The sequence below is a fragment of the Pedobacter sp. KBW06 genome (assembly GCF_003852525.1).
Classification (GTDB): domain Bacteria; phylum Bacteroidota; class Bacteroidia; order Sphingobacteriales; family Sphingobacteriaceae; genus Pedobacter.
Window position 1 is genome coordinate 2,203,385 of record NZ_QAJL01000001.1, and the last position, 14,508, is coordinate 2,217,892.

Genomic DNA, 14,508 nt, shown 5'->3' on the forward strand with positions numbered 1-14,508 from the left:
TACACCTAGCCAGAAATGGGTATTTAATTAAAAAAACAGCTCCTTGTTCTTAAAATCGACATGACCAATCTTATTAAAAAGGCGTCCGGTTTGTATTTCCTGCGTCAATACCTGCAAATGTTTGTCGTGATGCAGGTCTGTACCTGCAAGGTCATAATAGTTCTTTTGAAGCAGGTATTCGGACAGTTTCTTCACTTCTTTCCCATAATATCCGCATACCGACAACAGATTGAGCTGGAATAAGACGCCCATTTCTTTGAAGCGGTGAAAGCGCTGGTGCCGCTCGAAATAAAAGTTATATCTTTCGGGATGGGCAAGGATAACCACATATCCTTTCACCTGAAGGTTAAAGATGACCTGCTCTATATTTGGCATTTCAGAGAGGTAAGACATTTCAATGAGGATGTGTTTCTTTGGCAGGGAAACCAGATCATTTGAAACTTTAAATGTATCATTGATCATGTACTCCGCTCCTGCTCCTATTTCCAGTCCCACCTGAGCAGCCTGCAAAGCCAGTCGTGTGCTGTCCAATGCCGTCTGTATGGTATCCGGTGTATTTGGATAGAGCTCAGAAAAAATATGAGGAGTACACAGCAGCTTTTGGAAGCCGAGTTCATGCAACTTTTTTATGAAAGCAACGGATTGTAGCGTATCCGTTGCCCCGTCATCTATACCGGGCAATAAATGGGAATGCATATCCACTCCTAACCACTCCATATGGTCGACGTGCGTTCTTTTCTTAAAAAAGGAAAACATGATAAGATCTTTAAAGGATTTTGTTAAATATCAGCCCGCAACTCATCGTAACGGTCCAATTTTGCTTTAACAAAAGTACAATAGCGACAGTTTACATGCGCTATATTTTAAAATTTTATCCTAGGATTAATGAAATATACCCAATTATAGGGATCACCTTTGGTCATCTTCCCGCTATAATTGCGCGGTGACGGCCATTAGATTTCTTTCATTAGTTCTAATAACGTCAAAAATGTGAGCTCAGTGCCTCCAATCAAAAATATCTCCATTAAATAATAATTTGCTATATTTAATAGCACATTAACGGTCTCATCATCTAACGCTCAAATTCATTTCACCATGAGTCACTTCATGCCCAACGTCAAGCATATCGTACACGTTATGCTGGAAAACCGATCCTTTGACAACCTCCTCGGCTGGTTGTATGAGGAAGAAGAGAAGAAAAACATTGTCACAGCCATTGATTCCGCACATCCGAATACCTTCCACGGACTTCGGCCAGACTTATACAACCTGAATGCAGCGGGTATCCCACAACCAGTAATTAAAGGAACCGGTGGCAATTTAAGAGTTCCCGCCTGGGATCCGCATGAAGTCTTTCAACATGTACATAAACAATGCTATAGTTCATTGACACCAGGGGTCGAAAACCCTATAGACAGTCCGGAAATGGGTGGTTTTTATCAGGACTATCACGACTGGTGGGATAGTCCGGAAGACATCATGAAAAGCTATACCCCGGCAGACCTCCCCGTGATCAACGGTTTAGCAAAGAATTTTGCCGTCTGCGACCAATGGTTTGCTTCCATCCCTTCGCAAACCAATTGTAACCGTGCTTTTGCCGCCACTGGAAATTCAATCGGCACAGACCACTATTCGGACCGGCAGGGCGCCTGGGTAAACAATCATTTTGATACCCTTGACCCGGTTAAACTGAAAGTAAACTTCAGCGAACCTACGCATTGGAACATCCTCAGCGACCATGGTTACGGCAGCACGGACGACTGGATGATTTACTACAATAAATTATGGTACCTGAGCGATTACTGTTATACCCGTGATTTATTCTCACAAATCCAGGACAGCAGCTTTAACGAACATTTTGACCACATCACCACATTTTATGAACGTGCCGCAGCAGGTAAACTTCCCTCTTATTCTTTCATAGAACCTTCCTGGGGAAATATGCTTGGCCCTATAGGTATCCAGGGAAATGATTATCATCCACCTACAAATGTGGGCCCGGGAGAAGAGTTTTTATATGATCTTTACCAGGCCGTTTCTAAAAGTCCATGCTGGAATGACACCCTGTTTATCATCACTTTTGATGAACATGGAGGTACTTACGACCATTTTCCCATTGCCCAAAATGCGACGCCACCATGGCAGGAAGGTCAGCCGGCCAAACCGGATCAACTGGAATGTGATTTTGCTTTTGACACCTTTGGGGTCCGTGTCCCGGCTATTTTTATTTCTCCTCAGATTCAGGCCAATACGGTATTCAGGGAAGCTCCCGGAAATACGCCATTTGACCATACCTCGCTTATCGCCACCATTTTAAAATGGAAGAATATCGACCCTGCCAGCTGTGGATTAGGGGCAAGAGTGGCCAATGCGCCTACATTTGAAGCAGTATTAAATGCAACCACACTCAGGGAGGATGTACCGGTAATCAGTCCAATTTTTTATGAGCCCATTACTGAAGAAGAGCCTGCCAATGATTTGCAAAAATCAGTTGTAGCCAGAGCAGTATTGCATGCCATTAAGAAAAACCAGGTGGATGAACAGGAAGCCATCAAGCACTACCAGGAACATGTACAGCCTGCAGATACCCTGGCAGCATTGAGAACCGGCTTTGACCTTGTGATGAAGAAAATACACGGGTTGTAGATCTAAAGACAAAAAAGAGGGCTGATTACATCAGCCCCTTTTCTATTTATTCTTTTGTTATTCTTCCACTACTTGCTGAGAATGGTAAGGACAACCTTCAATGATCTTTTTCTCTTTTTTCGCAGCTACCGGAGTAGATACTGGTCTTCTGCGGTGTTGATCCTGCGTAAGCGGGAATACAGAAGTAAAGAAATTGGACCAGCCACCAGTCCTCACACGCAACAAATTATATTGTTCCGGTGAACCCACGGCTTCCTCATAGGTATCCGGACTGGCAACCGTGATCGTTAAAATATTGGACGAACGGCCTTCAGCAAACTGCTGCATGATCGTAACAATTCTCTCCACAGGGAAATCTTCGTCAATATTATAATCTGTTGGCGCTCCATCTGTCATTAATTCTGCACCTTTTCCGTCGAAGCCGGCCAGAGATTCTTCAAATCCGGCATACTGATGGTCGATAGGCAAATCCATAGGACTTGGTGCAGCACTTAAATCAGAAGCCACAGCTGTTCCCAACCTGCGGCCATCAGCACTCGCTCCGTTCCAGGCACCCATTTCCACATGGTTTTCGAAAGTACCTACACCAGGCTGAATCTGAAGTCCGAAAGGATGTTCCTCCGTACCGTAGCGGGCAGCCAATGCTTTTAAAGTGTTGTACATTTGCGGAAGCGGTTGTGTAAATGTTTCTACCGAAATTCTGGCGATACCTTCTACAATCGTATTTCCAAAAGTATCGATTTCCTCATGGCCTCTGCCATAACGTGGCAGGCCAAGTGCCATTTCGCGCAGACGTTTAAAACGGTCTGATCGTCCGGCAATACGGGATTCCCCCGCCAGGTTACTGATAAAAGGTTCCGTCATTTTATAACCCCAGTCGCAACACAGACATTCTAAGAGTTCAGGTAAGGTGGTGACCGCATTTTTATCGTCAAACACCATCACTTTAATGGCATACAGGGAATTGATGGCCGAGCTTAAAGAGATATAGCAAGGTCCGTAAATGCTGTATTTAGGGCCTCCGCTATAAAAATCAAGTCCTTTTGCCAGACAGTCATCCATCAGCACATTTAATAATGGTGCAGGACAGAATTTGGTATTGGCACCATAACCCATCAACTGGCCGTTAAAGGCTTTTCTGTTCAGGAGTTCAAAATGATCAAAGTAAATCTTTACCAGTTCATCAAAACTTTTGATCTGATCGGCAGGCTTGGAATTCAGGGAAACCGTTTGTCCGAACAGATAAGATTGTCCGGCAGAAGAATAGGTTCTTCCCTGGTTCAAGGCACATTCCAAGGGTTGTAAGGTAGAGAAACCACCCAATGAGAACCAGTTTTCACCTGGAAACTGTGGCTCATAGCAACCATCACAAGCATAATTCTGTGCAGATTTCATTGATACAGCAGAATTCCAGTTCCTGGTTTGATCACCCAAATCCCCGCCTACATTGTCGCCACTGCGGTAAAGACCATCGATGATTTTTTCATCATTGAGCAATATCGGATGGGCACCGCCGGAAAGGACCGCATGGGCTGCTGCTTCCAGAATTTCTTTTGGAATGTCTTTCCTTGTACGAAGTGAAAGGCAGGGTGCATTTAAAGGAAGTCTGCCGGAAGCATGGATGAACAGTTTTGTCAAATTATTATACGCTGGCTTTGTATCTTTAAAATCAATCGTACCGTCGGCAACTGTTCCACCTACTGTGATCTGCTGAATCCATTGGCCCAAGGAAGCACCCTGAGGATATGGTCCGGAACTTCCACCCATGGCCAGATTGCCAAAAGGCTGATGGTCTTCCATAAAGATCCGGTTCTGCTGTACTTTTTCGTCCAGTTTGATATAGAAAGCATCGATAATTTCCTGCGCTTCGTCTTCTGTAATGTTGTCGTTTTCATAGAAAGGCTGTAACAGCTGATCCATTCGTCCTATGGCTGTTGGCTCTCCATTCAGGTGCAAACAGGTATGTAAGGTGAAGATGAACTGTACTGCTTCGACAAAAGTTTCCGGCTTATCGTTGGCCAGTTTTTTCATACGCTCCGCGATAGTCAACAGGTTTTCTTTTTCCCAGATCTGTCCGGCAGTCATTTTCTCTGCCGTTTCTCTCGCCAGTGCTTCGTAGTTTTTGATGTATTCAGAAATACCTTCCAATGACAGGTATGCAGCGCGATACAATTCTTTTTGTTCCGTATTAGCCGCTTTTTCTTCGTAGGCCAGTACTTCCTCTTTCATTGCTTTCAAACCTTTCTGCAATGCTTTTTCAAAATGCGGAATTACGTGTCCAACACCGGAAGCTTCACTCAGGTTGCTTAAAAATCCATCCATGCGCTCCAGGTCTGAAAGGTATTTCATCACATAACGACCTTCCCCCAGAGAGAGGTTTGGCATCGCCCCAACAATGATTTCCTCTGGCGAGATCCTAAACGTATCCGAGCCATAAACACATGTTCCTTTATCCTCCAGGAATGCAGAATAAGGAACCAGCGAACCGTCCGGCATGCGGATTTTACGTCCTCTGAAACCATAATGGGCAGAACTGAACAATTGTAAACTCAGGCGTGTTGCCCATCCTTTCCGGATCATGATCGATTCTTTCATGATATCTGCAGGTTTATCCGCACCTGAATAAGCATCGATATAATGGCGGATGTCTTCCTTGATTTCTTCCTGCTTGCGGTTAAAATACCAGTTGTCCTGCCACAAAGAAAAGATATTTTCCAGCAAGCTCAGGATGCGGTTGCTAGGCACTTTAAAGTAATCATTGGTCCTGCCAATTCCGGTAGACATGGTGAACAGGTAATTCTGGTGACTATAAAACATCAATCCATTTTCAGAAGCATTCCGATAATGACGGTCCAGCCTTGTCCAGTCAACTCCAGGAAATTTGCTCCAGTTTCCTGCATCCACATAAGAGAAATCATTGGTATATCCCTCCTCTTCATCGAGCTTAAGGTCATCTACACTTGGGATGTAAAAGAATCCGCCAAGGTCTGATTTGAGGTGGTTAAACAAACGGTCGTTCATAAAGCCATAATCTCCTCCGATCTGGTTGCTCATGATATTTTCAAGGATACCTGCTTCTTTGGCAAATCCTGCAAAATAAATTCCTTCTTCATCAGAAACCGTTACTGATTTAGGTACCCTGAATCCGCCGTTGCTTTTTTTAGCCCTGCCAAAAGGTAAGCCTAAACGCAGTACAGGAGTGGTATTTCCATTTTCATCCTGGATCCTTGCCGATTTGATGTGACTGCGGGAATCACGATCAGGAATAATGGTATCGTCTGTTTTACGGCCGATCAGGTCTTCGATCTGATCTTCCGTCATCATATTGATCTGGTTCCAGTTGATCAAAAAACGTTGTGCCAGCACAAATGACCCGCCCAAATGTTCTATATCTTCTCCACCAATAAGGGTATGTTTTGCAATTGTGATCGGATCGGAAGGGTTGTTCAGGTTTTCTGAAAAACGACAGCCCAGGACTTTTCCGTTATGTCCGTCTTCCTGATCAGATTTAGAAGCAGCTTTCTGCGCATAATAATCTTTGGTTTCTTCCTTCAGTGCTGCCACAATCAATTCCAATACCTCATCGCAGGCTTCTTCCTTATCGCTTTTGATATGAAACCAGATATCGCCATCAGAGTCGTCAAAAACGCCTTTCGACGCATCAAAAACATCAGAAGTATATTGATCTTCCCTGGAAGGAAAATTTAAACGCATCCCTTTAGGCAGAGGCATGTCGTATTCCTCACAAAGAATGGCCCAGTTTCTAAAGGAAACGCCCAATACAACCGATGTGTTCTTGTTTTTTAGTGCGGGATTTGTGTTGATCACCTTTCGGAAGGAAGCCATTAACTGAGCCAGGTGTTCCCTGTCCAGTGGCTTGTCTGCTGGTTTGCTTAACCAAAAGGTAGTGAAAATTGCAAATGGAGATGGATAAACTAGTCCACGCTGACAGTGTTTCCATACTTCGTCCAATCTTTCTTCGAAGTTCAGTGATGTTTTCATGTTTTGAGAGTTTATGTTAAGGGATGAGTGCGTTTTATGTCAAGAGATGAATGCGTTTTATGTGGAGAAATAAGCGTTTTATATGGAGAGATGAGTGCGTTTGATGTGGAGAGATGAGCGTTTTAGCGTTAACAATAACTGAGCAGTTAACACTAAAGTAATTACATTTTTTCTAATAAAAAACGGGTATAAATACCTGGTTTATAAATTTACAAGCGATCCGCCCATTTTTTTATTTAATCTCGCTTTTGCCTGTCGTACACTTGCCGGCTCAATGTTAAGTAACGCAGCGATCTCTTTAGTCGATAGCTTGATGTGAAAATAGGCATACAACCTCATTTCATTATTGGTCAGGTTAGGGTGCAATGCAGTGATCTTTTCAAAAAAGTCCGGATGTACCTGTTCAAAATGCAATTTAAATTTGTCCCATTCAGAATCAAAGTAGCGGCTATCGTTTAAAGAGCTTTCTATATTTTTTAAAACCGGGTGTTTGGCATTGGGGTAAAGCTGACCAATGTCCCTGATCTGGTATCTCAGGTCGGCAAGTAATTTATTTTTTTGATGGATGTACAGGCTATTGCCTACCAATTCACGTTCGTTGGCCTCCAGCTTCTGCTGTAATACATTGTTTCTGCTTTTTTCCTGTTCAATACTGGTAATGATCAATTGATTTTCCTGCTCGATCAACTGGCTTTTATTTCTTGAAGCCCTAATATCTGTTTCCAGTTTTTCAGCTACCTGTTCTTTTAATTTCAGCTCTTCATTAACCAGCCTGAGCCGGGCAACCAGTGCTACCGCAAAAGTAAGGATCTGCGACAGGATCGCCAATTCCGGCAAAATTGAAGCAGTATGGGTATAGGTAGGTGCAGAATTGACAATAAAATATACGGCTATCCCTGCCGACAAAACCATGGGAAGGGTATTGGCCAGTAAAAAATATTTTGCTGCCCTTATTTTTCTCCGATAAGCAGTTATACCCGCTGAAAATATGGTTACGACCATCACCAGAACGAAGATATTGTCATAGAATAAAGTATGGCTATCCAGGTAATATAATCCGGATATGGTAACGACGGCAGTAACCAGTGCAAATGCGATATAAACATACAACAGGTATTTGAGCAGCCTGTCGTATGTTGACAACAGTATTTTAGTATTCAGATATGCCCGGCTCAGCTGAATGAGTCCTGATAAAATCAGGACAACCCCAATGTGCAGAAAGAAAGTATTCAAACTATAACAATAAATTGAACCATCTTCATTTAAGCGGGTATTGTATACAGCCAGGGGAAGAAACTGATTAAAAAAATGTTTAAATGAGGTAATAAAGATGATGGCTCCGACCTGCATAAATAAGCCATAAATGTAGATTTTGTCCTTTAAATGAAAATAAATGTACAGATTGTAGCAAGAGAAGCTAACCAGCACTACAACACAAATGAGCCAGGAAAGCCAGATGAGTTTTTCCTGACTATCAAAAGACACCTCTTTATTTAACAGAATGTCGGGTTTTATCGCATAGCCATAGGATTTCACATCACGGACATCCACTTTAAGGTACAATACATTTTTAGTGTTCCCCTGCAAAACCACAGGAATTACACCTCTTTGCCGCTGTCCGTCTATGGTTGCCGGTCCACTGGTACGACTTAACCATCTTTTCTTTGCAGCATCAAAAAAGTATAAAGAATAGTTAAGTGGCACTGACAGAGATATCAGGTAATTTTCATTATTCGGATAAGGGTTTTCAATAACTGTTCTGATCCAATAATCATCTCCCTTTGAGGTATTTAATGAGGCATCTGCTATAAATGAAAGTGTGTTATTACTAAGGATACTCTTCAGATCGTAATGCTGATCCTGCAAGACTCCATAAGTTCTGATCTGCAGGACTGCTTCATTTGTTAAAACATGAATCTTCTGCGCCTTCAATGCAAAAGAAACACAACACAATAAACAGCATAAACATTTTTTGAAAGAAGAACGCATTGTTACCCGGGTGACTGAATTTTAGCGATAAAGTTAAGGCTTTAGCTTAAAAAAACACCAGATCACAAATACATTTCCCAACAACTACTCATTCGAAAGGTCAGGAATGGTGAAATAGAATGTAGCGCCCTTACCTTCTTCACTTTCCACCCATAACGTTCCTCCGTGTTTGGATACAAAATCATAACAAAGGCTCAAACCAAGTCCCGTTCCTTTTTCTCCCGAAGTACCATAAGTGGTGTAGTTGGAATTTTTGTTGAACAGTTCAGCAAGCTTGTCGCCGGGAATTCCAAGTCCGGTATCTTTAACAGAAAAAAGCATTCCATGATCATCTCCCAGCACTTTAACCGTAACCTTTCCTCCCGGATTCGTGAATTTAATCGCATTTGAGAGCAAATTCCGGATAATGGTCTCCAGCATTCCGGTATCTGCATACACCAAAAGATCTGATTTGATGTACTCGACAATTTCAATTTGCTTTTTCAAAGCCATTGGAGAAACGGTCTGGATACTTTTGCAGATCAATTCCCGCAGATTTTTGATCTCAATCGGATTAAAACTCAAGGCATTAAACTGTGACTTCGCCCAGGTGAGCAGATCTTCCAGCAAAACATTTGCATTGGACAGCTCTGTTTTCATCATAGAAAGATAAGTATATACCTCCTCCGCAGAGCTGGATTCAAAATCGGTAAGCGTCAGGTCCAACAACTGTAAGCTGCCTGATATCGGGTTTCTAAGGTCATGGCCTATGATCGAAAAAAGCTTATTTTTCTGTTCGTTTGATGCCCTGAGTTCGGTATTCAGCGCCATCAGTGCATTCTCCTGAAACTTCCTCGTCGTCACATCTCTCATACTCCCCTCTGTACCAACGATCTGACCATTTTCAATAATCAGCCTGGCATTCACAGAGACATAACGCAGCTCTTCATTTTTAGTCTTGAGCCTCACTTCAAAATCGATCACAAAACCATGGATCCGGACCTGTTCCACCATGCGCTCCCGGTCCTGCAGGTAATAGTAGAACATGTCTACAGGCATGCCAATGATCTCGGTACGTGAATACCCGGAGTGCTTTTCAATAGAAGGGCTGATCTCTGTTACCACGCCCTGCTGATCGGTCTGATAAAATACATCCTGCACGTTTTCAAATATCGTCCGGTACTTTTTCTCACTCAGCACCAGATCATTCTCAATTTCTTTTCTTTTGGTGATGTCTTCGATTTGAGATACATAATGCAGCGGCATCCCGGAGCTGTCATAAAGCATCGTTGCAGCAATGATTACCCATATTGGCTTCCCGTTTTTATGGATATATCTTTTTTCGTACTTCACTTCGCCGATTTTACCGGCTGCCAGGTCTTCCAGAATTTCAAGGCTCACTTCCAGGTCTTCTTTATGAGTAAGGTCCCTGATCGTCAACTCCTTCATTTCTTCTTCTGTATAGCCCAGAATCAGGCATAAACTTTTATTGACCCTTTTCCATTTTCCTTCAGGGCTGATCAATGCCATTCCAATAAGAGAATGCTCAAAAGCCTGTTTAAACTGGGTTTCACTTTGATACAGTTCTTCCTCCAGCAACATGCTTTTGGTGATATTAAAAGCAACAGCCCCTACCATATCGCCTTCCAGATGGGTTCCCTGAAAAGGAAATTTATAGGTTTTATAATATTGAAGATGTCCGTTTTTATCCCTGACGGTCTGCAGAAATTCCTTATTTTTTCCGGATTGCAGGATATCGATATTGTTTAAAACAGCACTATGGGCAATATCAAGCCCGAAAATCTCTTCCAGACTCTGATCAATCACCTCGACAGGTAAATGAAGCGTCTCAAAGAAACATTTATTGGCATATTTCAGGCTATGGCTGCTATTGGTGATCCAGCATAAACCAGGCAATTCGTCCATAAACAGCTGGAACCGTTTTTCATTCATCACGATGTGCGTTTCCCTGGTAATGTCTTCACTATACATCATCATTCCGCCGATATTACCTTCCTCGTTCAGCCAGTGCTTCACCTCCCACTTTAACCAGATTATAGTGCCATCTATCCGTTCAAACCGGTCCTCTCCGGATTGAACGTCAATTCCTTTTAAACAATCTGCATGAATTTTTTTCCATCGATCTTCAATTTCCGGAAACACTTCATAATGCGATTTCCCAATTAATGCTTTATCATCCAGATCGTACATGCTGATCCATTTTTCCGAAACAGCCAGATACCTCATTTCTGTATCTACAATGGCCATAGGAACCGGAGTCAGGGCAATGATATTTTTAAAAGATGTAGAAGAGATGGTCGTCATTAGTTTTTCAATATGATTTAATTGCGATATGTTGTTAATCTAAACTGTAGTTACCGGTATGTTTAGTGATGTCAATAATAATTTCATCAAGTTCGACTGCAGATTTAGATAAATATTCCAGTAAAACCTGAGATTCTTTATCCAGATCTGAATTTGAAAGCAGTTCCACCAGCGACATGATTCTGGTTAACGGATCCCTCACTTTATGCGATTGCAGCCAGGCGATATTCTTTAACTTTTTATTCTGTTCTTCTATAGCTTTGACGTAAGCCCGCGTTTCCGTAATGTCCCTTCTGATGGAAATCCAATGTGTCACCTCTCCGAGGCTATTCGTAACCGGAGAAATGTTGATACTTACCTCATACATTCTGCCGCATTTGGTATAATTAGTGAGTTCAATATTACAGGCTTCTTTTCTTTTAATCGCCTGATAAATCTTTTCCAGGCCCTGCTGGTCCTCATCATCAGCATGAAAAATATCCGGGCGGGCGCCGATCAATTCGGCTCTTGAGTAACCAGACATTTCAAGCAAAGCATCGTTTACATAAACAATAGAAAGACCGGCTTCATAGTCAGCATCGGTAATCAAAACCCCATCAGTGGTATTGGTGATGACAGATTCCAGCAATTTTGACCAATGCTCGTCTTCCATCTGTCTGGTGATGTCCTGCATTGCCCCAATCATCCTATAGGCAGTTCCGTGTTCATCCAGGCCGATATATCCCCGGTCCTGTATATATTTATAGCTCCCGTCACCGCAAAAAAAACGATACTTGTCTTCCCAGCTTTTTTCTCCTTCCGCTAAGCTTTTATCGAACCCGGTCAATACCCGCTGCTGGTCTTCCGGATGAATTCTCTCCCTCCACCAGTTGAGGTCTGTGGTAGTGCCTATGCTGGTATATTTCAGGACAACATCAATTCCCTGACTCCAGTTTAACAAATTTGTCGTCAGGTCATAGTCCCAAATGACATCACTGGTTGCTTTGGATACAATGTCATACCGCTCAACATTTTCCAGAACCTCCTGCTGCTGTGTTGTCCTTTCTGTAATGTCATAACTCAACACGAGTTTAGCAGGGCTCCCTTTAAATTCAATCTGATTGCTTTCTAATTCCACATGCATCAGCTGTCCGTTCTTTTTAACATGCCTGAATATATTCCGATCTTCAGCAACAGGCCCCTCTTCAGCAGCCAGTATATCGGTAATGGTCATCGTTAAAAATTCGGCTTTGGAAAAACCGTACTGTACTACTGCAGCAGTATTTACTTCAAGAAAACGAAGTGTGCTGATGTCAAATACCCACATTGGCAATGGGGACCTTTCAAATAAATTGTAGTAACTATTATTTTCCATTGTTTAGCTGATACCCCTCTGATCCTGTTTAAGGAAATGTAGCGTTATTTAAACATTAAAAATAATTTTGACCGTCTGAATTTCAGTTTTTTTTAACCGCTTAAAAGCAAGAACTGCTTTCCCGGGACTTAAAGTGTAGCTTTTTCATGATTTACAATAGGTTAGGTTTTGATGATACCAATATAACACATGGCAAGCATATTAGTTTAATGATCCTGTAAAATATCTGCTCCTGTATCTGGTTCAATTGGGTGTACAAAGCTATTTATATTACTTATTTGTAATTATTCTAAATAATACACAGCTTTGTAGCGGACAGCGGTGTCACGCTATTTTGAAAATCCATTGATCAGGCCTATGGTAACTGCGCTGAGTATATTTTTTAAATGGACATTTATTGTTCTGGCAGTGCTCCTCATTGCCGGGGTAATATTCGAGCAATATTCCCGATGGAGTCTCGAAAGAGATTTTAAAAAGGGAAAAACCTTTGTAGAGATCAATGGCCGTCCGCTACACTATGTAAAAAAAGGAACAGGAAATTGTACTATTGTTTTTCAATCCGGCATGGGCAGCAATCATTTCATCTGGAAAGAAATTCAGGACAGCCTGTCCAAAGATGCCGTTACCCTTTCCTACGACAGAAATGGTCTGCTGTTAAGCGACGCTACAGGCCAGCCTCCAACAAACGACCTCATCACGGCAGAACTACAGCAGCTCCTTGAAAAAACCACCTGCCCTAAACCCTATATTCTGGTTGGGCATTCTATGGCAGGAATCTACCTCCGGCCTTTTATAAAAAACAATGAAAAAGACATTTCAGGCATTGTCTTCGTAGAGGCCGCCCATCCCCTACAGATGAAAAAAGCTTCTCCCAAACTCTTAAAGGCATTATCTGTTCCTCCGCACTGGCTGATTAAGTTCATGGTAAATACCGGAATTTACAGAACCGTATTCTCCTTTATGCCGCTATCTCCTGAGATTCCGGTGAGCCATCCCCTTCATCAGCTGGAAAAAGATTTCTTTTACCGGTCTTGCAATAAGATCCTGGAAGAAGCAAAAAACGATACTTCTAATTTTGAAGACGCAATGCGGTATACCTCTTTCGGAAATATTCCGCTAACGGTGATCATGGGCAACGCTCCGGTAAGATATGCCGGTTTTAAAGATCCCGAAGTCAGAGAGGAATTTAAGCAACTGGTGAACGAAGTCCAGCACGATCTATTGAAACTTTCCAAAAACAGCCGCCTGATAAAAGCAGAACATAGCGGACACATCCCACAGATTCATGAAAACAACCTGATCATTGCCGAAATCAGAAAAAACTTAAACCCTGAAAATGTAAAATAAAGCTTATGTGTAAACCAACTATCATCAGTCGTGAGGGAGATGTTTCCGTGACGCACTGCATGGACTGCAAAATTGTCAATATATGGAATAAAAATGTGCTCATCAGTTTCTCTTTTGAGCAGTTCAATGCCTTTGTCGATTCGACCAGAGGACTTCAGTTTGACGATTATATTGAGCACCATCCGGATGGATTAGAGGTGGTCATTCTGGCTTCCCCCTTTCCGGACATCAGTCTTGTTTTTACCCGGGTCGAATGGCATGAATTCTTTGCAGCCCTACACCAGGCCGTTTATATGCAGCAGATCTATCAAATGGTTCAGGCTTAAAATTCATGCTGAAATTTAAGGAAAAGATCAAAAAGAACATGCCCGATGCGAACTTTATAAAGCCTGTTGCCATCTGGATCTTTTTACTGTTACTCGCCATAAAAATGATCCTGTGTGTGTACGGCTTATGCACATTACACCCTTGATGTTTTCCCTAAAAAAGAAAAGCATCAAAGGCTAAAATTCCACTAGTCCTGATACTCATGATCCACAATCTGCTCACTTAATTTTCTTCCTTCCAATGCTAAACCAATATTCGCTAAGAAGCCGGGAGCTACATGATGGTCATCTGCGGAACGCCAGGCCCCGGATTTGGCAACGATAAAAAAACTAGCGCCGTTTGGATATCTGATTCTCATTCCGTGCAACCCTTTATAGTTCTCGGTTTTTGCATCCAGTCGCAACAATGCGCCTGTGCCGGGTTCTTTTACTTCTATTTGCATAATCATTCAATTAGGAATTGAATAAACACAGTCAGCGGCAAAATGTTTGCCCTCATTAAATTTGTGACAAACATTTTGCTTTAGCCAGCCGGCAACG

10 protein-coding genes are annotated in these 14,508 nt (G+C 42.3%); 4 read left to right on the forward strand and 6 right to left on the reverse strand.

The window, feature by feature from the left end; all coding sequences use genetic code 11:
• Positions 1-27 precede the first annotated feature (27 nt).
• Complete coding sequence (locus DBR43_RS09035) at positions 28-756, reverse strand: tyrosine-protein phosphatase (RefSeq protein ID WP_124579912.1); 729 nt, start codon at positions 754-756, stop codon at positions 28-30.
• A 339-nt stretch (positions 757-1,095) separates the two neighbouring features.
• On the opposite strand from DBR43_RS09035, the gene DBR43_RS09040 reads away from it, so the two are divergent.
• Positions 1,096-2,646 (forward strand): alkaline phosphatase family protein, encoded by a 1,551-nt coding sequence (locus tag DBR43_RS09040; RefSeq protein WP_124579914.1) that lies wholly within the window; start codon positions 1,096-1,098, stop codon positions 2,644-2,646.
• 57 nt (positions 2,647-2,703) lie between these two features.
• Here DBR43_RS09040 and DBR43_RS09045 read toward each other — a convergent pair whose 3' ends face one another.
• The 4 genes from DBR43_RS09045 to DBR43_RS09060 all read right to left on the reverse strand — a co-directional run bounded on the left by DBR43_RS09045 (position 2,704) and on the right by DBR43_RS09060 (position 12,295).
• On the reverse strand, positions 2,704-6,648 hold the full coding sequence (locus DBR43_RS09045) for a Dyp-type peroxidase (protein WP_124579916.1): 3,945 nt from the start codon (positions 6,646-6,648) through the stop codon (positions 2,704-2,706).
• A 201-nt stretch (positions 6,649-6,849) separates the two neighbouring features.
• Positions 6,850-8,637 carry a 7TM-DISM domain-containing protein gene (locus DBR43_RS09050; protein WP_124579917.1) on the reverse strand — a complete coding sequence of 596 codons (1,788 nt, stop codon included), beginning with the start codon at positions 8,635-8,637 and terminating at the stop codon, positions 6,850-6,852.
• A gap of 84 nt (positions 8,638-8,721) precedes the next feature.
• On the reverse strand, positions 8,722-10,941 hold the full coding sequence (locus DBR43_RS09055) for a PAS domain S-box protein (RefSeq protein WP_124579919.1): 2,220 nt from the start codon (positions 10,939-10,941) through the stop codon (positions 8,722-8,724).
• A 34-nt stretch (positions 10,942-10,975) separates the two neighbouring features.
• Positions 10,976-12,295 (reverse strand): PAS domain S-box protein, encoded by a 1,320-nt coding sequence (locus DBR43_RS09060; protein ID WP_124579921.1) that lies wholly within the window; start codon positions 12,293-12,295, stop codon positions 10,976-10,978.
• A 357-nt stretch (positions 12,296-12,652) separates the two neighbouring features.
• Between DBR43_RS09060 and DBR43_RS09065 the strand changes: the two genes are divergently transcribed.
• From DBR43_RS09065 to DBR43_RS32905, 3 genes are read left to right on the forward strand one after another with little or no spacing between them, the layout of a single operon-like run.
• Positions 12,653-13,642 (forward strand): alpha/beta fold hydrolase, encoded by a 990-nt coding sequence (locus DBR43_RS09065; RefSeq protein WP_124579923.1) that lies wholly within the window; start codon positions 12,653-12,655, stop codon positions 13,640-13,642.
• 5 nt (positions 13,643-13,647) lie between these two features.
• On the forward strand, positions 13,648-13,968 hold the full coding sequence (locus tag DBR43_RS09070) for a hypothetical protein (RefSeq protein ID WP_124579924.1): 321 nt from the start codon (positions 13,648-13,650) through the stop codon (positions 13,966-13,968).
• 5 nt (positions 13,969-13,973) lie between these two features.
• Positions 13,974-14,114 carry a hypothetical protein gene (locus DBR43_RS32905; protein ID WP_158622461.1) on the forward strand — a complete coding sequence of 47 codons (141 nt, stop codon included), beginning with the start codon at positions 13,974-13,976 and terminating at the stop codon, positions 14,112-14,114.
• Between the two features lie 42 nt (positions 14,115-14,156).
• Here DBR43_RS32905 and DBR43_RS09075 read toward each other — a convergent pair whose 3' ends face one another.
• Positions 14,157-14,411, reverse strand: coding sequence for a hypothetical protein (locus tag DBR43_RS09075; protein ID WP_124579926.1), 255 nt, complete (start codon positions 14,409-14,411; stop codon positions 14,157-14,159).
• Between the last annotated feature and the right edge of the window lie 97 nt (positions 14,412-14,508).

Coding starts and splice junctions, on each gene's coding strand:
- DBR43_RS09035 (WP_124579912.1), bottom strand. CDS start 756: ATGTTTTCCTTTTTTAAGAAAAGAACGCACGTCGACCATATGGAGTGG.
- DBR43_RS09040 (WP_124579914.1), top strand. CDS start 1,096: ATGAGTCACTTCATGCCCAACGTCAAGCATATCGTACACGTTATGCTG.
- DBR43_RS09045 (WP_124579916.1), bottom strand. CDS start 6,648: ATGAAAACATCACTGAACTTCGAAGAAAGATTGGACGAAGTATGGAAA.
- DBR43_RS09050 (WP_124579917.1), bottom strand. CDS start 8,637: ATGCGTTCTTCTTTCAAAAAATGTTTATGCTGTTTATTGTGTTGTGTT.
- DBR43_RS09055 (WP_124579919.1), bottom strand. CDS start 10,941: ATGACGACCATCTCTTCTACATCTTTTAAAAATATCATTGCCCTGACT.
- DBR43_RS09060 (WP_124579921.1), bottom strand. CDS start 12,295: ATGGAAAATAATAGTTACTACAATTTATTTGAAAGGTCCCCATTGCCA.
- DBR43_RS09065 (WP_124579923.1), top strand. CDS start 12,653: ATGGTAACTGCGCTGAGTATATTTTTTAAATGGACATTTATTGTTCTG.
- DBR43_RS09070 (WP_124579924.1), top strand. CDS start 13,648: ATGTGTAAACCAACTATCATCAGTCGTGAGGGAGATGTTTCCGTGACG.
- DBR43_RS32905 (WP_158622461.1), top strand. CDS start 13,974: ATGCTGAAATTTAAGGAAAAGATCAAAAAGAACATGCCCGATGCGAAC.
- DBR43_RS09075 (WP_124579926.1), bottom strand. CDS start 14,411: ATGCAAATAGAAGTAAAAGAACCCGGCACAGGCGCATTGTTGCGACTG.